This window comes from Oculatella sp. FACHB-28 (assembly GCF_014696015.1).
Taxonomy (GTDB): domain Bacteria; phylum Cyanobacteriota; class Cyanobacteriia; order Elainellales; family Elainellaceae; genus JAAUTN01.
The window spans coordinates 45,618-65,684 of the sequence record NZ_JACJPJ010000043.1; the positions used below are offsets into that span (position 1 = coordinate 45,618).

Genomic DNA, 20,067 nt, shown 5'->3' on the forward strand with positions numbered 1-20,067 from the left:
AAATTTACTCGTCAGCAACAACGCGATCGCGTCCTAAAGCCTTGGCTTTATAGAGGGCTGCATCCGCATCCGCAATCAAGGCTTCGTAGTTTGTATCACTACAGCTACTCGCAAAGGCAACTCCCATGCTCAACGTCACAATCTGACTGGGCGAGTAGGAATGGGGAATAGACAGAGCCTTGACCTCCGCCCGTATTAGCTCAGCTAGTTGCACTGCTCCCTCAATCGGAGTACTGGGTAAGATCACCGCAAACTCTTCGCCTCCATAACGAGCAACCAAATCAGTCGCGCGCTTGGGGGTATTTTCAAGCACTTTAGCGATTTGCTGAAGACAGCGATCGCCTGCCTGGTGCCCATAGGTATCGTTGTAAGCTTTGAAAAAATCAACATCACAAAGAATCAGGGAGAGGGGCGATCGCTCTTTCACCATGCATTTCCATTCCTGACCCAAATACTCGTCAAATCGACGACGGTTGGCTACCTGCGTCAAGTTGTCGATCGAAATTAACCGCTGCAATGCCTGGTTCGCCGCCTCTAACTTACGCTGAAGTTGAGTCTGATGAATTAACCGCCGTACTCGCTGACGTAAGACCGCCCAGTGAATTGGCTTCGTTACAAAATCTGCCGCACCCGCTGCAAAGGCTTGATCAACCGATTCTCGATCTTCCAGCCCCGTAATCATCAGCACAGGGGTGCGGGCACCACCTGGCAGGCGTTGCAGATGCATACAGCAGCCAAAGCCATCCATTTCTGGCATCAGCGCGTCTAACAAAACAATATCGGGATGTAGACAGGTATATGCGGTCAAACCCTCTATGCCGTTTTGCGCCTCAGCAACCTTATATCCTTCCTGTTCTAAAAAACGACGCAGCCGCAGTCGAATCACCGCATCGTCATCGACCAAGAGAATCAACGGTTTATCCTGTTCGCCGACCGCAGAATCTACAAAATTCATATCTCCTTGAAAAGAGGGTTGCTGCATCTACTTACAGAACTTCACGACAGAACAGGTTTGGGATTCCCTATCTCCCACTCCCAAAGTACCCAGGTCAGTTCCTCAAGAAACACGACGCGGCAATACAAGAACGTGCCTCACATTGCACGCAAGGCACGTTCTATGAACATCAATAACTCCGATTAGACACTCACAGCTGAGGGTTGAGGGCTGAAGGTTTTTAAGATGCTCTCAGCGATTTGAGGTGGAGTTAATCCTAAAGCCGCTAGGGATTCTTCCGGCTTAGCATGATCGACCAGCGTATCTGGCACACCAATGCGTTTAATTGGCACTGTTACATCCTGATCGAGCAAGGCTTCTGCAACGGCAGAGCCGAAGCCGCCCATCAAACATCCCTCCTCAAGGGTGACAACGCGCCCAATCTGCTTCGCTAACGGAACGATCAGTTCAGTATCAAGCGGTTTCACAAAGCGGGCGTTGATTACTGTTGCTTCAATCCCGTGTTCGCTCAAGATTTCAGCAGTCTGCATAGCTGGGTAAACCATCGTGCCGTAGCCGATTAGCAAAACGTCATCGCCCTGGCGCAAAATTTCTCCTTTGCCAATGGGGAACGGTTCCCAGCCTTCTTCCATTAGGGGAACACCGTGACCATTGCCCCGAGGATAGCGCATGGCGATCGCCCCCTCTGTATAGTTAACGCCTGTCACCACCATTCGCTGAAGCTCAGCCTCATCCTTGGGAGCCATCAGTACCATGTTAGGAATGCAGCGCAGATAGGCAATGTCATATAGCCCTTGATGGGTTGGGCCGTCTGCACCCACAATGCCTGCCCGGTCTAAGCAAAAGAACACAGGCAGCTTTTGAATACAGACATCATGAACAATCTGGTCGTAGCCACGCTGCAAAAAGGTTGAGTAGATCGCCGCAACAGGACGCATTCCTTCACAAGCAAGTCCTGCTGCTAGCGTCACTGCATGTTGTTCAGCAATTCCCACGTCAATATATTGCTTGGGCAATTTTGCTTGCAGCTTATCTAGCCCAGTTCCCGTTGCCATTGCTGCCGTGATGCCAATGATTTTGGGGTTATTCTCAGCAAGTTTAACCAGCGTATGGGAAAACACCTTGGCGTAGCTGGGAGGCTTGGGTTTATTAGCAGGAAGAGCCTTTCCAGTTGCCAGGTTGAATGGCGACTGAGCATGGTAGCCTACCTGATCTTGCTCGGCGATCGCATACCCTTTCCCTTTTACCGTTGCTACATGCACCAGCACGGGTCCCGGATGTTGGTGAGCCTGCTGGAAGGTTGAAATCAACTCTTGCAAGTTGTGACCGTCAACCGGACCCATGTAGGTAAAGCCCAGTTCCTCAAACACTGCCCCGACTTTAGGAACAGCTAGCCGCTTCATCCCTTCCTTGATTCGATTTAGCTCTGGGGAAAGAGAGTCACCTACAAAGGGCAGATGCTTAAACTGCTCCTCTAAGTTGTCAGCCAAAAACTGTACCGGAGGGCTAAGTCGCATTTTGTTGAGATAGCGAGGAATCGCGCCCACATTAGGCGAAATTGACATCTCATTGTCATTCAGCACGACCAGCAAATTGGTGTTGGGCAGATGTCCAGCATGGTTGATCGCTTCCAGGGCCATTCCCCCTGTCAAAGCGCCATCTCCAATCACCGCTGCGACCTTGAAGTCTTCTCCTTTTGCGTCCCGTGCTAGCGCCATCCCTAATGCCGCAGAAATACTGGTAGAGGCGTGACCTGCACCAAAATGGTCAAATTTACTTTCGCAGCGCTTTAAATAACCTGCAATGCCGTCCTTTTGCCGCAGCGTGTGAAAGCGGTCGTAGCGTCCGGTAATCAGCTTGTGCGGATAAGCCTGATGTCCAACATCCCAGGTCACCTTGTCTCGGTCAAGATCTAGAGTTTGATACAAAGCCAGAGTCAACTCCACCACACCCAAGCCAGGACCAAGATGACCGCCACTGGTAGCCACTGTTTGCAAGTGCTTTTCTCGAATCTGGCGGGCAATTTGCTTAAGTTGATGAATCGACAGACCATGCAACTGGTTGGGATGAGTCAATTCACTCAGATGCATACGGATTATACCTTTTAAGTTTTTAACGGTGCTTATTGCTTATCTCACTCTAATCCAATCTAGGGTTGTGATTAGCACTACTTTTCGGGGCTAACAGTATTTCTTATCTTTGGTAGTTGACATAACCCATCTCCAAAGAGCAGAAAATATCCCGTACACCACAGCGTTGTAGGACTGTAAGGCAAAAGTCTTGATATATGTATCGTTTATATAATGAGAGCGGCATTCTTGATATTTATCCAAGTGAGCAAGACATAATTGAGCCGGGAATGCTGATAATTAATGACTGAATCTTAATCTGAATCTCGCGATCGCTTATGCAAGTCGCTCCATTGCCAGAAAATGAAGCTTTAAGGTTGCAAGCACTTAACCGATGTGAAGTTCTTGATACTCCTCCTGAGGCTGCTTTTGACGACTTGACTCGGCTGGCCGCCCAGATCTGCCAAACTCCCGTCGCGTTGGTTAGTTTAGTCGATGCTAAGCGACAGTGGTTTAAGTCAAAAGTTGGGCTGGACGCATCAGAAACCCCACGAAATGTTGCCTTTTGTGCCCATACGGTGCTCCAGCCCGAAGCCTTGCTGATTGTACCTAATGCTCTGGCAGATCCACGATTTGCTAACAATCCTCTAGTGACTGCAGATCCACATATTCGGTTTTATGCGGGTGCGCCGTTAGTCACGCCCGATGGTTTCACATTAGGCTCACTTTGTGTCATTGACTTTGTGCCGCGAAACTTAAGCCTTGAGCAACAAGAAACTCTGCGAGTTTTAGCACGTCAAGTTGTCACTCAGTTGGAACTGCGCCATAACCTGAAAACTGTAGAAAAAGCCCTGAAACAGCGACAGCAGGCAGAAGATAGCCTCCAGCACCAAATCCATCGGGCCTTGCTACTGAAGAAAATCACCGAGGAAATTCGCCAAAGTTTGGACATTCAACAGATTTTTCAAACTACAGCAACACAAATTGGTCAAGCATTTGGAGTAAACCACTGCGTAATCCGCACTTACATTGCTGCACCAGTGCCCAAAGCTCCTTGTGTAGCTGAATATTTAGAAGCTGAATATCAGTCAGTTCTAAAGTTGGAAATTCCTGCTGTTGACAATCCCTACATGCAGGGTTTGCTAGCTCGTGATCAGGCGATCGCCTTCCCTAATGTCTACGCAGAACCACTTCTATCTCCTGCACTCGCAATCCATCATCAAGCTCACTTAAAGTCGCTGCTAGCAGTCCGCACCTCGTATAACAACGAGCCAAACGGAATCATCGAGCTACATCAGTGCGATCACTTCCGCGAATGGACAGATGATGAAATCGAGCTACTAGAAGCTGTCGCTGCCCAAGTTGGGATCGCACTCACGCAGGCTCACCTATTAGAGCAGGAAAAGCTTCAGCGCCAAGAACTAGCGCTTAAGAACTTCGCTCTAGAACGAGCAAAACGAGAAGCCGAAGCCGCAAATCGGGCAAAAAGCGAATTTTTGGCAAACATGAGCCACGAAATTCGCACCCCTATGAATGCAGTCATTGGTATGACCGGGTTGCTGTTGGACACTCCGCTTGACCCGCAGCAGCAAGACTTCGTTGAAACCATTCGCACCAGCGGCGATGCTTTGCTCACTATCATCAACGACATTTTGGATTTTTCTAAAATCGAATCTGGCAAATTCGATTTAGAACGCCAACCCTTCAGCTTGCGTGAATGCATCGAAGAATCCCTTGACTTACTGGCACCTAAAGCTGCCGAAAAAGGTCTGGAATTGGGCTACCTGATCGAGCCTCAAACCCCTCAATTCATTGTGGGAGATGTCACCCGACTGCGCCAAATTCTAGTCAACCTGATCAGCAACGCCGTCAAATTTACAAGTTCAGGTGAGGTAATCGTCTCCGTCGAGTCAATTCAAAAATCGGCAGACAAAAAACTAGATAACGAGTTTTGCCCGGTTTACAAGATTCAATTTGCAGTCAAAGATACGGGCATTGGAATTCCGGCAGACCGCATGGATCGGCTGTTTAAGTCGTTTAGCCAGGTAGACTCGTCTACTAATCGTCGCTATGGAGGGACCGGACTAGGACTTGCCATTAGCAAAAATTTGAGTGAGATGATGGGCGGCAGAATGTGGGTTGAGAGCCAGGTTGGTCAAGGTTCCACCTTCTATTTCACGATCCTGACTCAGGCAGCGCCTAACTTTGAAACGGGCGATCGCTCCCTTCACGCAGATTATCTCGTCGGAAAGCGACTCTTGATCGTCGATGACAACGCCACCAATCGCCAAATTCTCACCCTTCAAGCTCAGGCATGGGGCATGTCTAGCCGCGCTGCTGCCTCTGGTACAGAGGCTTTAAGCTGGCTAACCCAACCCAACTTGTTTGATATTGCCATTCTCGATATGCAGATGCCCAACATGGACGGGCTAACCCTAGCAACCGTGATTCGTAGGCAACCAGGCTATCTGCGTTTGCCGCTCGTCATGCTAACCTCAATGGTCAACCTGGAGCGAGATGCCCATGCAACAACCATCGCCAGCTTCAAGGCATTGCTTCACAAACCTGTTAAGCAAGCTCAACTTCATGACGTTTTAGTTCGCATTCTGGGTAGACAACCGATTCAGATGCAGCCACCCCAATCCGTCACTAGCCCGACTGAGCTACCCCTGCCTCAACAGTTGCCGCTGAAGATCCTCTTAGCAGAAGATAACGTTGTCAATCAAAAAGTTGTTTTGCACCTCCTCCAACGCATCGGGTATCGAGCCGATGTCGTTTGCAATGGGCGGGAGGTGCTGGAGTCGCTACATCGCCAAACCTATGACGTTGTGTTGATGGACGTGCAGATGCCAGAAATGGACGGCATCGCCACAACTCGCCAGATCTGTCAGGACTGGCAACCCGCAAATCGTCCGTGCATTATTGCGATGACAGCAGGAGCAATGACGGGCGATCGCGAAGAATGCCTCATCGCGGGCATGGATGACTATCTCAGCAAGCCAATTCGGATCGAGAAATTAGTCCAAGCGCTAAAAAAATGCCAACCGCTCTCCAGAAACGAACTATCACCAGCCATTGACCTCAAAGTTTTACAAGAGCTGCAGGCGATCGGGCGAGAACAAAATCGGGACGTCCTGTTTGAAATCATTGACATCTACTTGGAAGATGCACCTCGCCTACTGCGGGCTATGCGCGAAGCAGGAACTGCTGATCTCCCTAGTGCCTTGCAGCAAGCTGCTCACACCTTGAAGTCAACCAGTGCTGCCGTCGGAGCCACCCACCTGGCGGATATCTGCCAAAGACTAGAACGCTGGACGATGGAACATCCTGATCAAATCAACAAAACAAGCATCAGCGAAGCCGAAATCCAGGAAAAGCTGACTAGTCTTGAAGCGGAGTATCAGAGAGTTAAAACGACCCTAGAGCTACATCGTCAGCAGCTTCAGCAGCCCGTATAGCTGTAGAACAGGGTTTACAAAAGCTAGAGAAAAAATGAGGAAGAAATTTTTGCCCTGGCTTCACTTTTTGATTGAGTTGGCTTGATTGAATCGCTCTAGAAATCACAGTAACAAGCTGCAAGAATCACTCAAGCTTTGGGCAATCTATAGGCAATCATATATAAACTGAAATTGAGACTCTAGAAGTTTTTGTAAAAAACCAGGTATAAAGGGGGGAAGTTATGCATTCCCTTCTCGCAAGCCACTCAATTTCTCCATCTTGTTCAATTGCCCAGAGTAGGTTTCGGCTTTGGTTCAACCAAATCTGAGGCATCCTGAAACTCTTTCACTGAGAAGTAGTTTATGACAGAAGCACAGCGTCCGCTCACCCCTCCTCCTGCTCATCGGGTTCCCCCTCCCCCGCCCCCGAGACAGGCTGCGCCCCATGCATCTGCCGGAGCTACGCAGGTGCCTTCTCAAACTTTGGGGACCCCTACAGCTACTTCGGTGAACACCGCTCCTATGACCCACGAGGCTACTGCCCCGGCTGTGAAACCGCCGCCACCGCCAGCAGGACATCGACCTGCTGCACCCCCTCCAGTGCAGAGTTCGCGGGTTAATAAAGTCACGCCTGGTTCGCCTACCTTGGCGCAGCTTGTCAAAGAAGCCTTTGATAAAGGATTTTCTGATATCCATGCAGGTGTGGGTGAGGTTCCTCGCTTCCGCAACCGGGGTGAAATGGACCTTACGGATTACCCTGTTACGGATGAGTCAACCTTTTTCAGTTGGCTTAAAGAAATCCTGTCGGACATGGAAATCAAGCGGTTTAAGGAAACGCTTGACTTTGACGGAGCGGCTCAATACGACTTTGCCAGGGTACGGGTAAACTTGTTCGATTCGCTCAGGGGTCCGGCGCTGGTTATGCGTTTGATTCCGCTGAAAATCCTGACCATTGAGCAGTTGAATCTGCCCCTGGTATTTAAAGACATTTGTCACTATCACAAAGGCTTAGTGTTAGTGACAGGTCCAACGGGTTCTGGTAAGTCCACAACGATGGCAGCAATGGTGGACTACATCAATAAGGAGATGCCCAAAAACATCATCACGATTGAGGACCCAATCGAGTATGTCCACCAGAGCCGCAAAGCTTTGATCAAACAGCGGGAAGTCGGAATTCACACGCTCGAATTTGACCGGGCACTGAAGTCTTCTTTGCGGGAAGACCCAGATGTGATTCTGATTGGTGAAATGCGAGACAAGGAAACGGTGAACACGGCACTTAAAGCAGCCCAAACCGGACACTTGGTTATGGGAACGCTGCACACCAACAGTGCCGTGAAGACGATTGAGCGGATTCTAAGCCTGTATGAGCCAGATCAGCAGGCTCCCATGCGGGTGGCGATCGCCGAATCTCTGGTTGCTGTCATCGCTCAAGGTCTATGTCGCACCACGGACGGCAAACGGGCTGCTTTCCACGACATCATGATCAACACGGACGCAATTAAAGACTACATTCGGCGTGGGGAAATTGACGAAGTTGAAGCAATTATTCCCAGATGTACCTTTGACGGCATGTGTACAATGAACCAATCGCTCTACAAGCTATACGAAGCAGGGCGGATCACTGAAGAAACGGCTCTGGAAATGTCGCCTAAACCCAATGAAATGGCACAAATCTTGCGCGGTCGCGTTTAGGGAGTTATGAGTTGTGAGTTTTGAGTCATGAGTTACAGTTCCGATTCAGCACTCAAAACTCAGAACCCAGGTCTCTTTAAGGGAATTGCTTTATTTACGCCAGGTGGGGATTTGGTGTATTGCATCGATCCCCACAAGCAGAGCCGTTGGCATCTGCAACTTTGTTCAGTATTGCAGGAGATGCTGGGGTTGGTTGAGCCTCCCCATTTTTTGTTGCCCTGCTACACAGCAACCATTGACCGTTGGCTTGACCCTAAAACACAGCAAATTCAAATCTCTGCAGAGGCTTGTCCCCGAGTTTTATCCCATCAAGCATTGCTTAATGCGATTTTTGCAATGGAAGATTTAGTTTGGGAGGCAGATCCTCGGCAGAAAGAACTCTGTGACCCGCTTGTTTTAGCTAGCTATCGCCAACAATTTCCCCAGCTTTGGGAGGAGCATGATCTGGTCGTTCGGCTTCAAGCAGAACCTCACTCCTACTCACTCGAAAGCAGACACACAGCGCTTTCCTGGTCACCTCAAAAATTAGATCCGCCTTCCCAAGGCTACGTGTTGCGGTTGTTTATTGCAGGACATAATTCCGCTACAGAACGTATTCTGCAAAATCTGCATCAGCTCTTAGAAAAATCTCTTCAGCAACCCTACACGCTGAAAGTTGTTGACATCTACAAGCACCCTGAGCAGGCAGAAGCAGATCAAGTTGCGGCTACTCCAACCCTGGTTAAGGTTTGGCCGAAGCCAGTTCGACGTATTGCCGGAAACTTAGAGGACGCGGCTAAAATTCTGCAAATGCTCTCTACTTCTTGAGCTTGAGTTTGTAATACCGTTTCTACACAAGGCTGCACATTTTGAAAGGTACGCGGGGCACTTTTCAAAATATGCAGCCTTAAAGGGAATCAGTACAAGGTTTAAAGACGCAATGAATCGGGTCTTCGCAAGAGAGAAAAGCGATCGCCTTTTACCTTTCGCCTAGATTCAGCACCCATTCTCGCAATAGTGTATTTACCTGGTCGGGCACCTCATCGTGGGGGCAATGTCCAGCCTGTAGGTAATGTTCCATCAGTTGCGGGTAGTACTGCCGAAATTGAGCGCCTCGATCTCTAGCATTCATCCACGGATCACCTTCACCCCAGAGCAGTAGCAGTGGGCAGGTCAGTTGATTAAGCAAAACGTCAATTTTTTCGCCACGAGGTGACTTGAACACTGAGGCAAAGACTTTTGCAGCCCCCGAATCGCAAGAAGGACGGTAAATATCTTCAACAAGCTGGTTCGTGATGGCGCTTTTGTCTAAATAGACGCTTTCCAAAGTTCGACGAATTACCCAGCGCTGTCGGACATACTGAAACAACAAGAAGCTGGGTAGCGGCTGGAGCAGAAAGGATTGGATCAGCGTGCCCATTGTTTGCCTGAAAGGGTCAGGCTTGGAGGTAAGCTGCATTTCGGTAAATGGTCCGGCGCTGTTAAGCAGGACTAGTCCAACAGCTGATTCAGGGCGTTGTGCAGCAACACATAGGGCTGAGTAGCCACCAAGAGAGTTGCCAGCCAGCACCGCAGGTTGACCAATCACATTGGTGATAAATTCGTGCAGTTGGTCACGCCAGAGGTCACCGCTATACTGCCAGTCAGGTTTGGCGGAGCGTCCGAAGCCTAGTAGGTCAATCGCCCAGACTTCAAAATCACGGCTTAGCCCCTCGATATTTTTGCGCCAGTGGTCGGTGGAGGCACCAAACCCATGAATTAGCAACAGGGGCGGTCTTTGAGGATGGCGATCGCCACTTCGCACGTAGTAAATAGGCTGTTCTCGCCACTGCCAATAGGCTCCTGTTTGGGTTTCGGTCGATGTTTGCATAAGCTAGGCGTACTTTAGAAAAATGCGATTCTGAGAATTAGTGTGAAGCAATATAAATGATCCTAGTTGATCCTATCGCAGCGCTGAAATCCCACCGATTGCAGATAGTAATTTGGCTCATAAAACAGCATATTTGAACACAATGGGTCAAATCCTAATTAAGTCTCTTTATGGCAGCCTTAGAACGCTCTAAAGTTACTAAAGCTCGGCGCAGAGCACGTTTATTCGAACGCATCATGGCAGCGATCGCGCTGTTAAATTTTGCGCTGGTGCTGTTTGATTACAGCTACATTCCATTAAGAGACTTTTATCTGAGGCAAATTCCGCCGATTACGCTTTGGAGCGAGCGCCAGATTAGCTCTTCACGGTTTATTGACTGGTACGGTCATCAGTTCAAAGGAATTGAGCCAAACCGCACCACCGAAGCTTATCTTGCTGCGGTAGATGAGCTAGAGCGGCAGGTACGCCAACAAGGGGAACAGTCTATTTCATCGCCACAGATGCGGCCTATTCTGTCAGAGTTGCAGAGCCGCAGTGAAGCAATGGTTGACGAAGATCCGTTTGAAATTGCCAACAAGTCAGGCACTCTGGAACGGATCAAGGAGCGGATGCGAAGGCACATTGAAGACCAGACTGGACAGGAAATCGAATCTTCAAAACAAGCATTTACTATTTTCTGGAGTCCTGAATATCTTGCTAGAAGCGGCTTTGCTCGACAGATGGGCTTCTTCGACGAGCGTATCGAGCCGCTGATTCAAAGCAACTACTATCGCAGCATTGGGTTTAACGGCAGACCCACCGATGAATTTATCAAAATCGACATCTGGTTTATTGCCCTGTTTGGAGTCGAGTTTCTAGCTAGAACGTGGTATCTCAGCCGCCGCTACAAAGGCACCAGTTGGTTAGATACAATGCTATGGCGCTGGTATGACGTGCTTCTGCTGCTGCCGTTTTGGCGCTTCCTGCGAATTATTCCTTTAACTACGCGGATCAATCAATCTAACCTGATTAACCTTGATCCACTACGCGATCGCATTATTCGAGGAATTATTGCTAACTACGCGGTCGAGCTAACCGAAATCGTCGTGATTCGCGTAATTGAGCAACTTCAAAATCTGATTCGGCAAGGAGATATTGCTCGAACGCTGCTCAAGCCAGAAGTAGGTCCACGTTACATTAACCTGAACGAGGTCGATGAAGTTACCCTAATTTCCAAGCGGTTATCCTCAACTCTGGTTTGCCAGGTTTTGCCCAAAGTCAGACCGGATGTTGAGGCTTTGTTGCACCACAACGCCAGCAAAGCTTTACAAGAGTTACCGCTTTATGAAGGAGTCAAGCACTTGCCTGGAATTGGCGATCTCCCCGATCAACTGACCCGGCAGGTGATTGCTCAGCTTTATCAAACTGTATACGGGGCGATCGCTGATTCACTACAGGAAGACCCAGCGGGGGCAGCCCTGACTCAAACTTTGATCGACAACACCGTCAAAGCTTTTAGAGCTGAAATTCAAAAAGGGCATACCTTGGAGGAAATTGAAGCTCTAGTAGCAGTCTGGCTGGATGAAGTCAAGATTAACTACGTTAGACGGATTGCCGAAGAAGACGTAGAGAAGCTTCGCGAACAAACTCAAATGCTTTACCAAATTACTCAAACTGGCGGCAGGAAATAAGTTGTTTAAAGTAAACGAGCCACTTTGATCACCTGTAGTTCCTTACAGCAGCTTATTCAGACAACTCTGAACTGAATGCGCTAGACTTATCAGTGATGAAGGGCAACCCTGCGTTTCGTCACATTTTGGACATCATTTCGGTGGAAGTGGGCCAGACCCCACTTTTTTTATTGCAACGCAATCCGGTTTGATGGATTACAGGCAATTTTTACCTGTACAGCACTCTAAGAATATCTGTACAGCATCTTGAGAGAAAGATGGCTCATCCTTTAATTCCTAAAATTGTTGATCTAGCAGCCCCAATCGCCGAAGACTTGGGCTTAGCGGTCGTTACGGCTGTTTTTCATACTAATCAACATCCGCCCATTTTGCGGGTAGATATCCGTAATTCTCAGGGCGATGTAAGTTTGGAAAATTGTGAGCAAATGAGTCGAGCGCTAGAAGCGGCCTTAGACGAGGCAAATGTGATTCCTGATGCTTACGTTTTAGAAATTTCCAGCCCTGGAATTCCTCGTAACCTGACGACCGATCGAGAATTCATTTCCTTTAAGGGTTTCCCTGTAGTTGTGACGACAACAGAGCCGCATGAAGGACACAAATCCTGGGCTGGGAAGTTGATTCGGCGCGATGAAGAAGCACTTTATTTAAACAAAAAAGGACGGGCGATCGCTATTCCACGCCACTTGATTGACACAGTGCAGCTAGACGAAAGTCCTTAAATCGTTTTGAGCTTTGTCTTTTAAGTTTCGGGTTCCAAAGTTTAGAACCCAAAACTTAAAACAAGCTAACGGAACCATCACTAAACAAAATACAAAACCGAAAACTCGGAAAGCAGGAGGTTAGTTCTATGTCAATGGTCAGCTTACCCGGACTTCAAGACATGATTGACGGCATCAGCCGTGAGCGCAACTTGCCCAAACACGCGGTTCAAGCTGCCCTGCGAGAAGCCCTACTCAAAGGATATGAGCGCTATCGTCGCACCCACCGCCCCGACAGTGCCAGCTTTGACGAAGAATATTTCAACAATTTTGAAGTCGAATTAGACATTGAGGATGAAGGGTTTCGCGTCCTTGCTGCAAAAACCATTGTGGAAGAAGTGACCACACCTGATCACCAAATTGCTCTTCAGGAAGTGCAAGAAGTCGCAGCAGAAGCGCAACTTGGTGACACTGTTGTACTGGATGTCACACCTGATCAAGGCGAATTTGGGCGCATGGCAGCCATCCAAACGAAACAGGTACTCGCTCAAAAGCTGCGGGATCAGCAGCGCAAGCTCGTTCAAGAAGAATTCCAGGATCTTGAAGGAACCGTTCTACCTCAAGCGCGGGTGCTGCGATTTGAGCGGCAGTCTGTAATCATGGCAGTCAGCAGCGGCTTTGGGCAACCTGAAGTAGAAGCAGAGCTACTCAAACGCGATCAGTTGCCGAACGACAACTATCGCGCAAACGCAGTCTTTAAGGTCTTTCTCAAGCGCGTCTCGGAAGGATCACACCGGGGACCACAGCTTTTGGTATCTAGAGCAGATGCAGGACTTGTCGTTGACCTATTTGCTACCGAAGTTCCCGAGATTGAAGATGAAATTGTGCGGATTGTCGCAGTCGCCCGAGAAGCCAATCCACCCTCTCGTTCCGTTGGACCTCGCACTAAAATTGCGGTAGACACCCTGGAGCGAGATGTTGACCCGGTAGGAGCTTGCATCGGCGCACGGGGTTCACGCATTCAGGTGGTGGTAAATGAGCTGCGCGGCGAAAAGATTGACGTAATTCGTTGGTCGCCTGACCCCGCCACTTATATTGCTAATGCCCTCAGTCCAGCACGAGTAGACGAGGTACGCCTCATTAACCCAGAAGATCGGCAGGCGCATGTGCTAGTTCCAGAAGATCAGTTGAGTCTGGCGATCGGTAAAGAGGGTCAAAACGTGCGTTTGGCAGCTCGCTTGACTGGATGGAAGATTGACATCAAAGATTCAGCCAAGTATGACTATGAAGCGGAAAACCAGAAAATGGCAGCTCTAGCCGAAGAACGCCGTCAAGCTCAGGAAGAGGAGTGGCAGGAAGATGAAGAACTGGAATCAGAATTTGAGTCAGAACTAGAATCGGAATCTGAAAATCTTGACTTGGAAGAGCCAGAATTTGATCCCTCCCCTGAACCCACTACTGTCTCAGCAGACGGATTCGGGGTTGAAGCAGATAATGCAATCAAGCGGCCTCAGGCGGATTTTAGACCATAGATATGCCCGGCCGCTAGGGCTATTCAAAGCATGTGCCTTCATTCACTCATAGATGATCTGGCACAGATGATCCGGGAGTGAGCAAATTTATTTGCATTGATCTGGTAGGGGTTATGTTGCCAAACTATCGCCGCTGCGTGAGCTGCCGCAGGGTTGCACTAAAGTCAGGCTTCTGGCGAATTGTCAGAGTACACCCATCTGGTACGGTAGAATTAGATCAGGGTGAAGGGCGATCAGTTTACCTGTGTCCGCAGGAAAGCTGTTTGCGGACAGCTCAAAAGAAAAACCGACTGGGGCGATCGCTCAAAGCTTGTGTTCCCGAGACAATTTATCAAATATTGTGGCAACGTCTATCAGCTTCCAGTTCCCAGTCCTAGGTGATATCTGCTTTGAGTGCAGTATCAGCAATGTATTGAGTAACATACTGCCCCTAGTAGAGATTCGTTTGGGTAATTACACTGAACTTACAGCTAACTTCAGATGGATTCAATGCGGAGACAGTTTGGAGGTAATCTGTAGTCACCGTGTAGCATTAGTATAGCTATGCCTTTTCATTGCTAACGATCTGGTTGGAGGCTGCCACCAGTTTTCTGAAAGTTCAGGCAAGATAGTAAAAGAAGCTGCTTATTTTTCCAGGGCAGCCGTCTGAACTATGGGAGAAAGTTACAAGATATGCCCAAAATCCTTCATCTGTAGGATCATGGAAATAGCAAAATCTGTAGCTTTTCAGGTTAAATGCACGGCTTGAGTAGATTTAGCGTAGTTTCATCAAAAGAGCGGCAGAACATTATGTGACAACAAGTCCGGTACGAAGAGGAAGCGTGGATGAACAACGGCAAAGTGAGAATTTACGAGTTATCAAAGGAATTGAATTTGGACAATAGGGATATTTTGGCAGTTTGCGATCAGCTCAACATTGCGGTCAAAAGCCACAGCAGCACTATTACAGAAGCTGAAGCCGCTCAGATTCGATCCGCTGCCGAGAAGCACACCACCAGTCACTCTTCTGCCAATAAGCCTAATTCGTCGGCTCAGTACAATGGTGGTTCTCAAGCTCGAAAATCTGGCGTGCAGCCACCCGTTAAAAAGCAACAGATTCTTGAAATTCGTCGTCATCGTCCATTAGCGGCTCCTCCCAAGCGAGCAGAAGCGGAAGCTGAGGCACCAATCTCTGATCCGTCCTCATTCGATGACGCAGCAGCGCCGCCCGTTAGCTCTCCTGCACGCCCTGTAAACCGTCTAGCAGGGCCTCCTAGCCGACCACAGCGTTCACAGCCGGATAGTCCTGAAACTGTTGAAACGGCCGCTGTAGTAGAAGAAGCTGAGGTAGAAGAGGATCTGCGCGATCGCATTTCTGAAGAAGTTGAAGTGCCTGAATCTAATGAGCTTAGTATTTTTGCTGAGCCGATCGACGACGTCGTGATATCTCTTGAAGAGGAAGAGGTGCCTGACCTCATTGCGCCTCCATCTAGACCGGCTGCCAAGGTTGCGAGTCCGCCGCAATCTAACCTGACAAATCGACCAACGCTAAAACGGGCTAGAACCGATCAACCTGAGGTTCGCTCATCTGACTCAGCAAGACCTGAGCTTAGAGCCCCCTCTGAGAGAGGAGAACGGGTTGCTCTGAGAGGCGATCGCGGTAGGCAGATTCCAATCACAGAAACTGAAGAACAAGCTGCTCCAAAACCAAAGCCTGTTATCGAACTACGGCGTAAACCGGTTCGTCCTGGTGCGCCTGGATCATCGGATGGCGCTGACGGTACTGAAACGGCCAAAACTGGTACTGAGCCTGTAGCCGGACCGCTAGATGAGCTAAGGCGACCCACTCTGCCTCGTGTTCCCAAACGGACTAAGGGTTGGGAGGAAGAAGAGGAAGAGCAAGAAACACCAAAAGCGGCAAAAGCAACCAAAGCGAAGCGCCGCGCCCAGCCTGTGCTGGATGAGGATGAAGAAGAACTGGAAGATGTTCTGAACGCAGATGATGAGGACTCTCCTGTACAGGTCAGCTTGTCCTTAGCACGTCCACCTAAGCCAAAAGGCCGTCCAGGACAGGTGAAGCCTGTAGCAGTTTCTAGCCCAACTCAAAAGAGCAAAGGGCGGGAATCTTCTAGAAGCTATCGCCGCGATCGCCGTGAAGAAGCAAAAGTTGAGCGTCCAGAGCATCTAATTCTGACGGGCAGCTTGACTGTTCACGACTTGGCTGAGGAGCTGGTAGTCCCTGAAACAGAGATTATCAAAGCGCTCTTCTTCAAGGGCATCATCGCCAACATCAACCAGATTCTGGACATTCCCACTGCGACTATGGTGGCAGAGGAAATGGGCGTGACAGTAGAGACTGCTGAGGCTGAGGCTGAGGCGAAGAAAGTCACCGAAATGATCGATGCGACCGACCTGGAAAGCCTCCAGCGTCGTCCTCCTGTGGTCACGATCATGGGACACGTCGATCATGGTAAGACCACTCTGCTCGACTCGATCCGCAAAACCAAAGTGGCTCAGGGCGAAGCAGGCGGCATTACGCAACACATTGGTGCTTACCACGTCGATGTCGAGCATGAGGGCAATACGCAGCAGGTCGTCTTCCTGGATACACCAGGTCACGAGGCGTTTACTGCGATGCGGGCAAGAGGAGCCAGGGTTACAGACATTGCTGTGCTGGTCGTCGCTGCAGATGACGGTGTAAGACCTCAAACCATTGAGGCAATTAGTCACGCAAAAGCAGCGGAAGTGCCAATTGTAGTCGCGATCAACAAGGTCGATAAAGAAGAAGCTCAGCCAGACAGGGTGAAGCAGGAGCTGACCGAGTTTGGACTTGTGCCAGAGGAATGGGGTGGTGAAACCATTATGGTTCCAGTGAGCGCGATCAATGGTGAAAACCTGGATACCCTACTGGAAATGCTGTTGCTGGTGTCAGAGGTGGAAGACCTCTATGCCAACCCAGACCGTCCGGCTAGAGGAACAATCATCGAAGCGAACCTGGATAAAGCTAGAGGTCCTGTAGCAACTCTGTTGATTCAGAACGGAACGCTGAAGGTCGGCGATGTCCTGGTAGCAGGTTCTGCCTTTGGCAAAGTCCGCGCCATGATTGACGATCGAGGTAAGCGGGTAGACAGCGCTTCACCTTCCTTTGCTGTGGAAGTATTGGGTCTGAGCGATGTACCTGCTGCGGGTGACGAGTTTGAGGTCTTCTTGGATGAGAAGGAGGCGCGATCGACTGCTTCTAGCCGAACGGATCAACAGCGTCAGTCTCGCCTACAGCAGGCAATGGCATCCCGACGGGTCAGTCTAAATACGCTTTCAGCGAAGGCGCAGGAAGGCGATCTGAAGGAGCTAAACCTGGTCTTGAAGGCAGACGTACAGGGATCAGTCGAGGCCATTTTGGGAGCACTACAGCAGCTTCCTCAGAAAGAGGTTCAGGTGCGGGTGTTGCTCTCTGCTCCGGGTGAAATCACAGAAACAGACGTTGATTTGGCGGCTGCGAGTGATGCGGTGATTGTTGGCTTTAACACGACTCTCGCCAGTGGTTCGAGGCAAGCAGCAGACCGTGCTGGTGTAGATGTACGTGAGTACAACATCATCTACAAGCTGTTGGAAGACATCCAGGGCGCGATGGAAGGTTTGCTAGAGCCAGAAATGGTGGAAGAACCTCTGGGTCAAGTGGAGGTTCGGGCAGTATTCCCAGTGGGTCGTGGTGCAGTTGCAGGCTGTTATGTGCAGTCGGGTAAAGCAATCCGTAACTGTAAGGTGCGGGTTCGTCGCAGCGGCAGTGTTGTCTTTGAGGGCAACTTGGATTCGCTGAAGCGGATGAAGGATGACGCGAAGGAAGTCAATGCTGGCTACGAATGCGGTATTGGCATAGACAACTTCAACGCTTGGGAAGTCGGTGACATTATTGAAACCTACCGTCTGATCTCCAAGCGGCGATCGCTATCTGTCTAACTTTTGCTTATCACAAGCAGAGTTACCAAATTGGGTAGGGTGGGTACATTGCCCACCCTACTTTTTTATGGTTATTTTATTTCGCTGTTACCGAGATACTCTTACCCATGTGAAGCTGAATCAGATCGACTACCGTTTCCAGTCCTTGCCGGATTTTGAGGTTTGTAAACACAAAGGGCTTTTCGCCCCGCATTTTACGGGCATCTCGTTCCATCACCGTGAGATCTGCTCCGACTAGCGGTGCCAAATCGATTTTGTTGATGACTAAGAGATCGGACTTGGTAATTCCTGGACCACCCTTCCGGGGAATTTTGTCGCCAGCGGCAACGTCGATGACGTAAATAGTCAGATCAACCAGTTCTGGACTGAAGGTAGAAGCTAGATTATCTCCCCCACTTTCAACGAAGACTAGATCCAGGTCGCTAAACTGTTGTTCTAGTTGCTCGATCGCCACTAAGTTAATCGAGGCATCTTCCCGAATTGCCGTATGGGGACAGCCACCCGTCTCTACGCCAACGATGCGATCGCGCTCCAACGCCTGACTCCGCACCAAAAACTGCGCGTCCTCCTGGGTATAAATGTCATTGGTAACAACGGCGATGTTGTGGCGATCGCGCATTGTTTTACAGAGCGCATCTACCAGCGCAGTTTTGCCCGATCCGACTGGACCTGCAATTCCTACTCGAAATGTATGCATCCTTTCCCCCTTATACCGAGAATTTGCAGATGATAGCTTATGGGAACGCAATATTTCTAACTGCAAACCTAACTGCGAAACAGGCGGGAATAGAGGCTTTCATGGTTCATGCTGGCGATCGCCACCCCCCAGCTACAGTTGCCAAAATCTTCGTCCTTCATTTCTAAGATGGAGGATGTTGTAGCTTCAATCTCGGCATAAAGCTCTAGCAACAAACGCTGCCCAGCTGTTTGTCCTAGCGGAATTAGTCTGACTCCCGCATTCACCAAATTAGTTGACCAACTGTGGAGGTAGCCCAAGATCATCGTTTTGCAGTCGATCTGCCAGGAATGAGAGGCGATCGCAAAAGCAACTGCAAAATTACAAGGTTCCCCACAGGCTTGGAGTAAACCTTCTAGCGGCGGCTGTAGCTCTAGCAATAATCGGCTCAAGGAGCGACCCATCTGCCAGCTTTGCTGCCGCAGCTCTTCAGTTTCGCGAAAGGCTGAGAGCCATTGATTCCAATAGTTTAGGTTAGATGGGTTGGAGGCGGTCGCAGCCTGGTAAACTCGCACCATTACCGCTCCCTCCAAGCGGACCGCCCCATAGCGCAATTCTTGAACCAGCCAGCGCTGTAGACTTTCAGCATCGGGCAAGTTACCGGACTGCACTAAGGTTTCCAATCCTTCAGAGTAGCTGTAGGCTCCCACAGGCAGTGCTGGACTGACCAACTGCATCAGGTGGAGGAGCGAGGAGGTGGAGGAGTGCAGGGACGAAGGGGTAGGAGGAGAAATAGTTGGATCTAGCTGCGTTTCATTGGGCATGGTGGTGGGCTTGAGCCGGAACGGATGGGGGATGGGCATGATGATTGGCGGCGTGATTGTGTCCATACGCTCCGGCTTCCGGTTGAAATGGGGCAATATCTTCGGACACATGCAGCCCTCGCTGCTCTAACATTGCTTTGAGCACCGGATCGGGCGAAAAGCGTAAATGAGTTGCTGTCACCTCTAGGGGTACGTGGCGATTGCCCAGATGATAGGCGGCTTGGAGCAAATCGAGCATGGATGGCGCTGTCACAGTCATGACAGGTTCTGGCTTGGCACTCACACGAACTATTTGACCATCAGCTTCAGTTTGCAACAGGTCGCCGTTCTGTAGCACCGTGCCTCTGGGTAGGTTGAGATAAAAATCTTGCTCATCCGTGTGAAAGTAGTGGCGCGATCGCACCCTTTCTTCAGCCGTCAGAGCCAAAGTAAACTCAGCCACTACAGTTGGATCAGCGGGCAAACGTTGCGTCAAACTCAGCATGAAATTCTGTCAGAATAATCTTTTTCTGATAAGCTATTCATTTCTTAGAAAGCTCTAAAGCTCACCAAGTAGTCAAAGGTTAAATTTGCTCTGGTTCTCCTGTACGCTTGTTATGGGTAAACCTTTCACCCCAGCTACGGCTAATAATATTTCTGGTCACGCTAAAATCATAAATAAGATCTAAACTCCGATCGGATAACCGGAGTTTGTATGGCATGATAAGCAAAGTAAACGCTTTGCAT

Annotated in this window: 14 protein-coding genes; 8 read left to right on the forward strand and 6 right to left on the reverse strand. The window is 49.6% G+C overall.

Annotated features, from left to right (window positions below; translation table 11 throughout):
- Positions 1–4 precede the first annotated feature (4 nt).
- Together H6F88_RS06535 and dxs are read right to left on the reverse strand one after the other, a co-directional pair.
- Complete coding sequence (locus H6F88_RS06535) at positions 5–955, reverse strand: PleD family two-component system response regulator (RefSeq protein WP_190641937.1); 951 nt, start codon at positions 953–955, stop codon at positions 5–7.
- A gap of 182 nt (positions 956–1,137) precedes the next feature.
- Complete coding sequence (dxs, locus tag H6F88_RS06540) at positions 1,138–3,045, reverse strand: 1-deoxy-D-xylulose-5-phosphate synthase (protein WP_190641938.1); 1,908 nt, start codon at positions 3,043–3,045, stop codon at positions 1,138–1,140.
- 317 nt (positions 3,046–3,362) lie between these two features.
- Here dxs and H6F88_RS06545 point away from each other — a divergent pair, with 317 nt between their 5' ends.
- From H6F88_RS06545 to H6F88_RS06555, 3 genes are all read left to right on the forward strand, one after another.
- Complete coding sequence (locus H6F88_RS06545) at positions 3,363–6,482, forward strand: response regulator (RefSeq protein ID WP_199333483.1); 3,120 nt, start codon at positions 3,363–3,365, stop codon at positions 6,480–6,482.
- Between the two features lie 342 nt (positions 6,483–6,824).
- Positions 6,825–8,156, forward strand: coding sequence for a type IV pilus twitching motility protein PilT (locus tag H6F88_RS06550; RefSeq protein ID WP_190641939.1), 1,332 nt, complete (start codon positions 6,825–6,827; stop codon positions 8,154–8,156).
- Between the two features lie 27 nt (positions 8,157–8,183).
- The gene (locus tag H6F88_RS06555; RefSeq protein WP_190641940.1) at positions 8,184–8,963 is read left to right on the forward strand and encodes a circadian clock KaiB family protein; all 780 of its coding nucleotides are present in this window, start codon (positions 8,184–8,186) and stop codon (positions 8,961–8,963) included.
- Positions 8,964–9,114: 151 nt separating this feature from the next.
- Here the strand turns inward: H6F88_RS06555 and H6F88_RS06560 are convergent, their stop codons facing one another.
- Positions 9,115–10,005: an alpha/beta fold hydrolase gene (locus H6F88_RS06560; protein ID WP_190641941.1), complete on the reverse strand. Its 891-nt coding sequence runs from the start codon at positions 10,003–10,005 to the stop codon at positions 9,115–9,117.
- Between the two features lie 170 nt (positions 10,006–10,175).
- Between H6F88_RS06560 and H6F88_RS06565 the strand changes: the two genes are divergently transcribed.
- The 5 genes from H6F88_RS06565 to infB all read left to right on the forward strand — a co-directional run bounded on the left by H6F88_RS06565 (position 10,176) and on the right by infB (position 17,841).
- The gene (locus H6F88_RS06565; protein WP_190641942.1) at positions 10,176–11,675 is read left to right on the forward strand and encodes a hypothetical protein; all 1,500 of its coding nucleotides are present in this window, start codon (positions 10,176–10,178) and stop codon (positions 11,673–11,675) included.
- 257 nt (positions 11,676–11,932) lie between these two features.
- The gene (gene rimP / locus H6F88_RS06570; RefSeq protein ID WP_190641943.1) at positions 11,933–12,394 is read left to right on the forward strand and encodes a ribosome maturation factor RimP; all 462 of its coding nucleotides are present in this window, start codon (positions 11,933–11,935) and stop codon (positions 12,392–12,394) included.
- Between the two features lie 128 nt (positions 12,395–12,522).
- Positions 12,523–13,905, forward strand: coding sequence for a transcription termination factor NusA (gene nusA / locus H6F88_RS06575; RefSeq protein WP_190641944.1), 1,383 nt, complete (start codon positions 12,523–12,525; stop codon positions 13,903–13,905).
- A gap of 113 nt (positions 13,906–14,018) precedes the next feature.
- Positions 14,019–14,282, forward strand: coding sequence for a YlxR family protein (locus H6F88_RS06580; RefSeq protein WP_190641945.1), 264 nt, complete (start codon positions 14,019–14,021; stop codon positions 14,280–14,282).
- A gap of 448 nt (positions 14,283–14,730) precedes the next feature.
- Complete coding sequence (infB, locus tag H6F88_RS06585) at positions 14,731–17,841, forward strand: translation initiation factor IF-2 (protein WP_190641946.1); 3,111 nt, start codon at positions 14,731–14,733, stop codon at positions 17,839–17,841.
- 76 nt (positions 17,842–17,917) lie between these two features.
- On the opposite strand, the gene ureG is transcribed toward infB, so the two are convergent.
- From ureG to ureE, 3 genes are all read right to left on the reverse strand, one after another.
- Entirely contained in the window at positions 17,918–18,538 is a 621-nt protein-coding gene (ureG, locus tag H6F88_RS06590) for an urease accessory protein UreG (RefSeq protein WP_190641947.1), read from the reverse strand.
- 68 nt (positions 18,539–18,606) lie between these two features.
- Entirely contained in the window at positions 18,607–19,254 is a 648-nt protein-coding gene (locus tag H6F88_RS06595; RefSeq protein WP_347277671.1) for an urease accessory protein UreF, read from the reverse strand.
- Between the two features lie 76 nt (positions 19,255–19,330).
- On the reverse strand, positions 19,331–19,825 hold the full coding sequence (gene ureE / locus H6F88_RS06600; RefSeq protein WP_190641948.1) for an urease accessory protein UreE: 495 nt from the start codon (positions 19,823–19,825) through the stop codon (positions 19,331–19,333).
- Positions 19,826–20,067 lie beyond the last annotated feature (242 nt).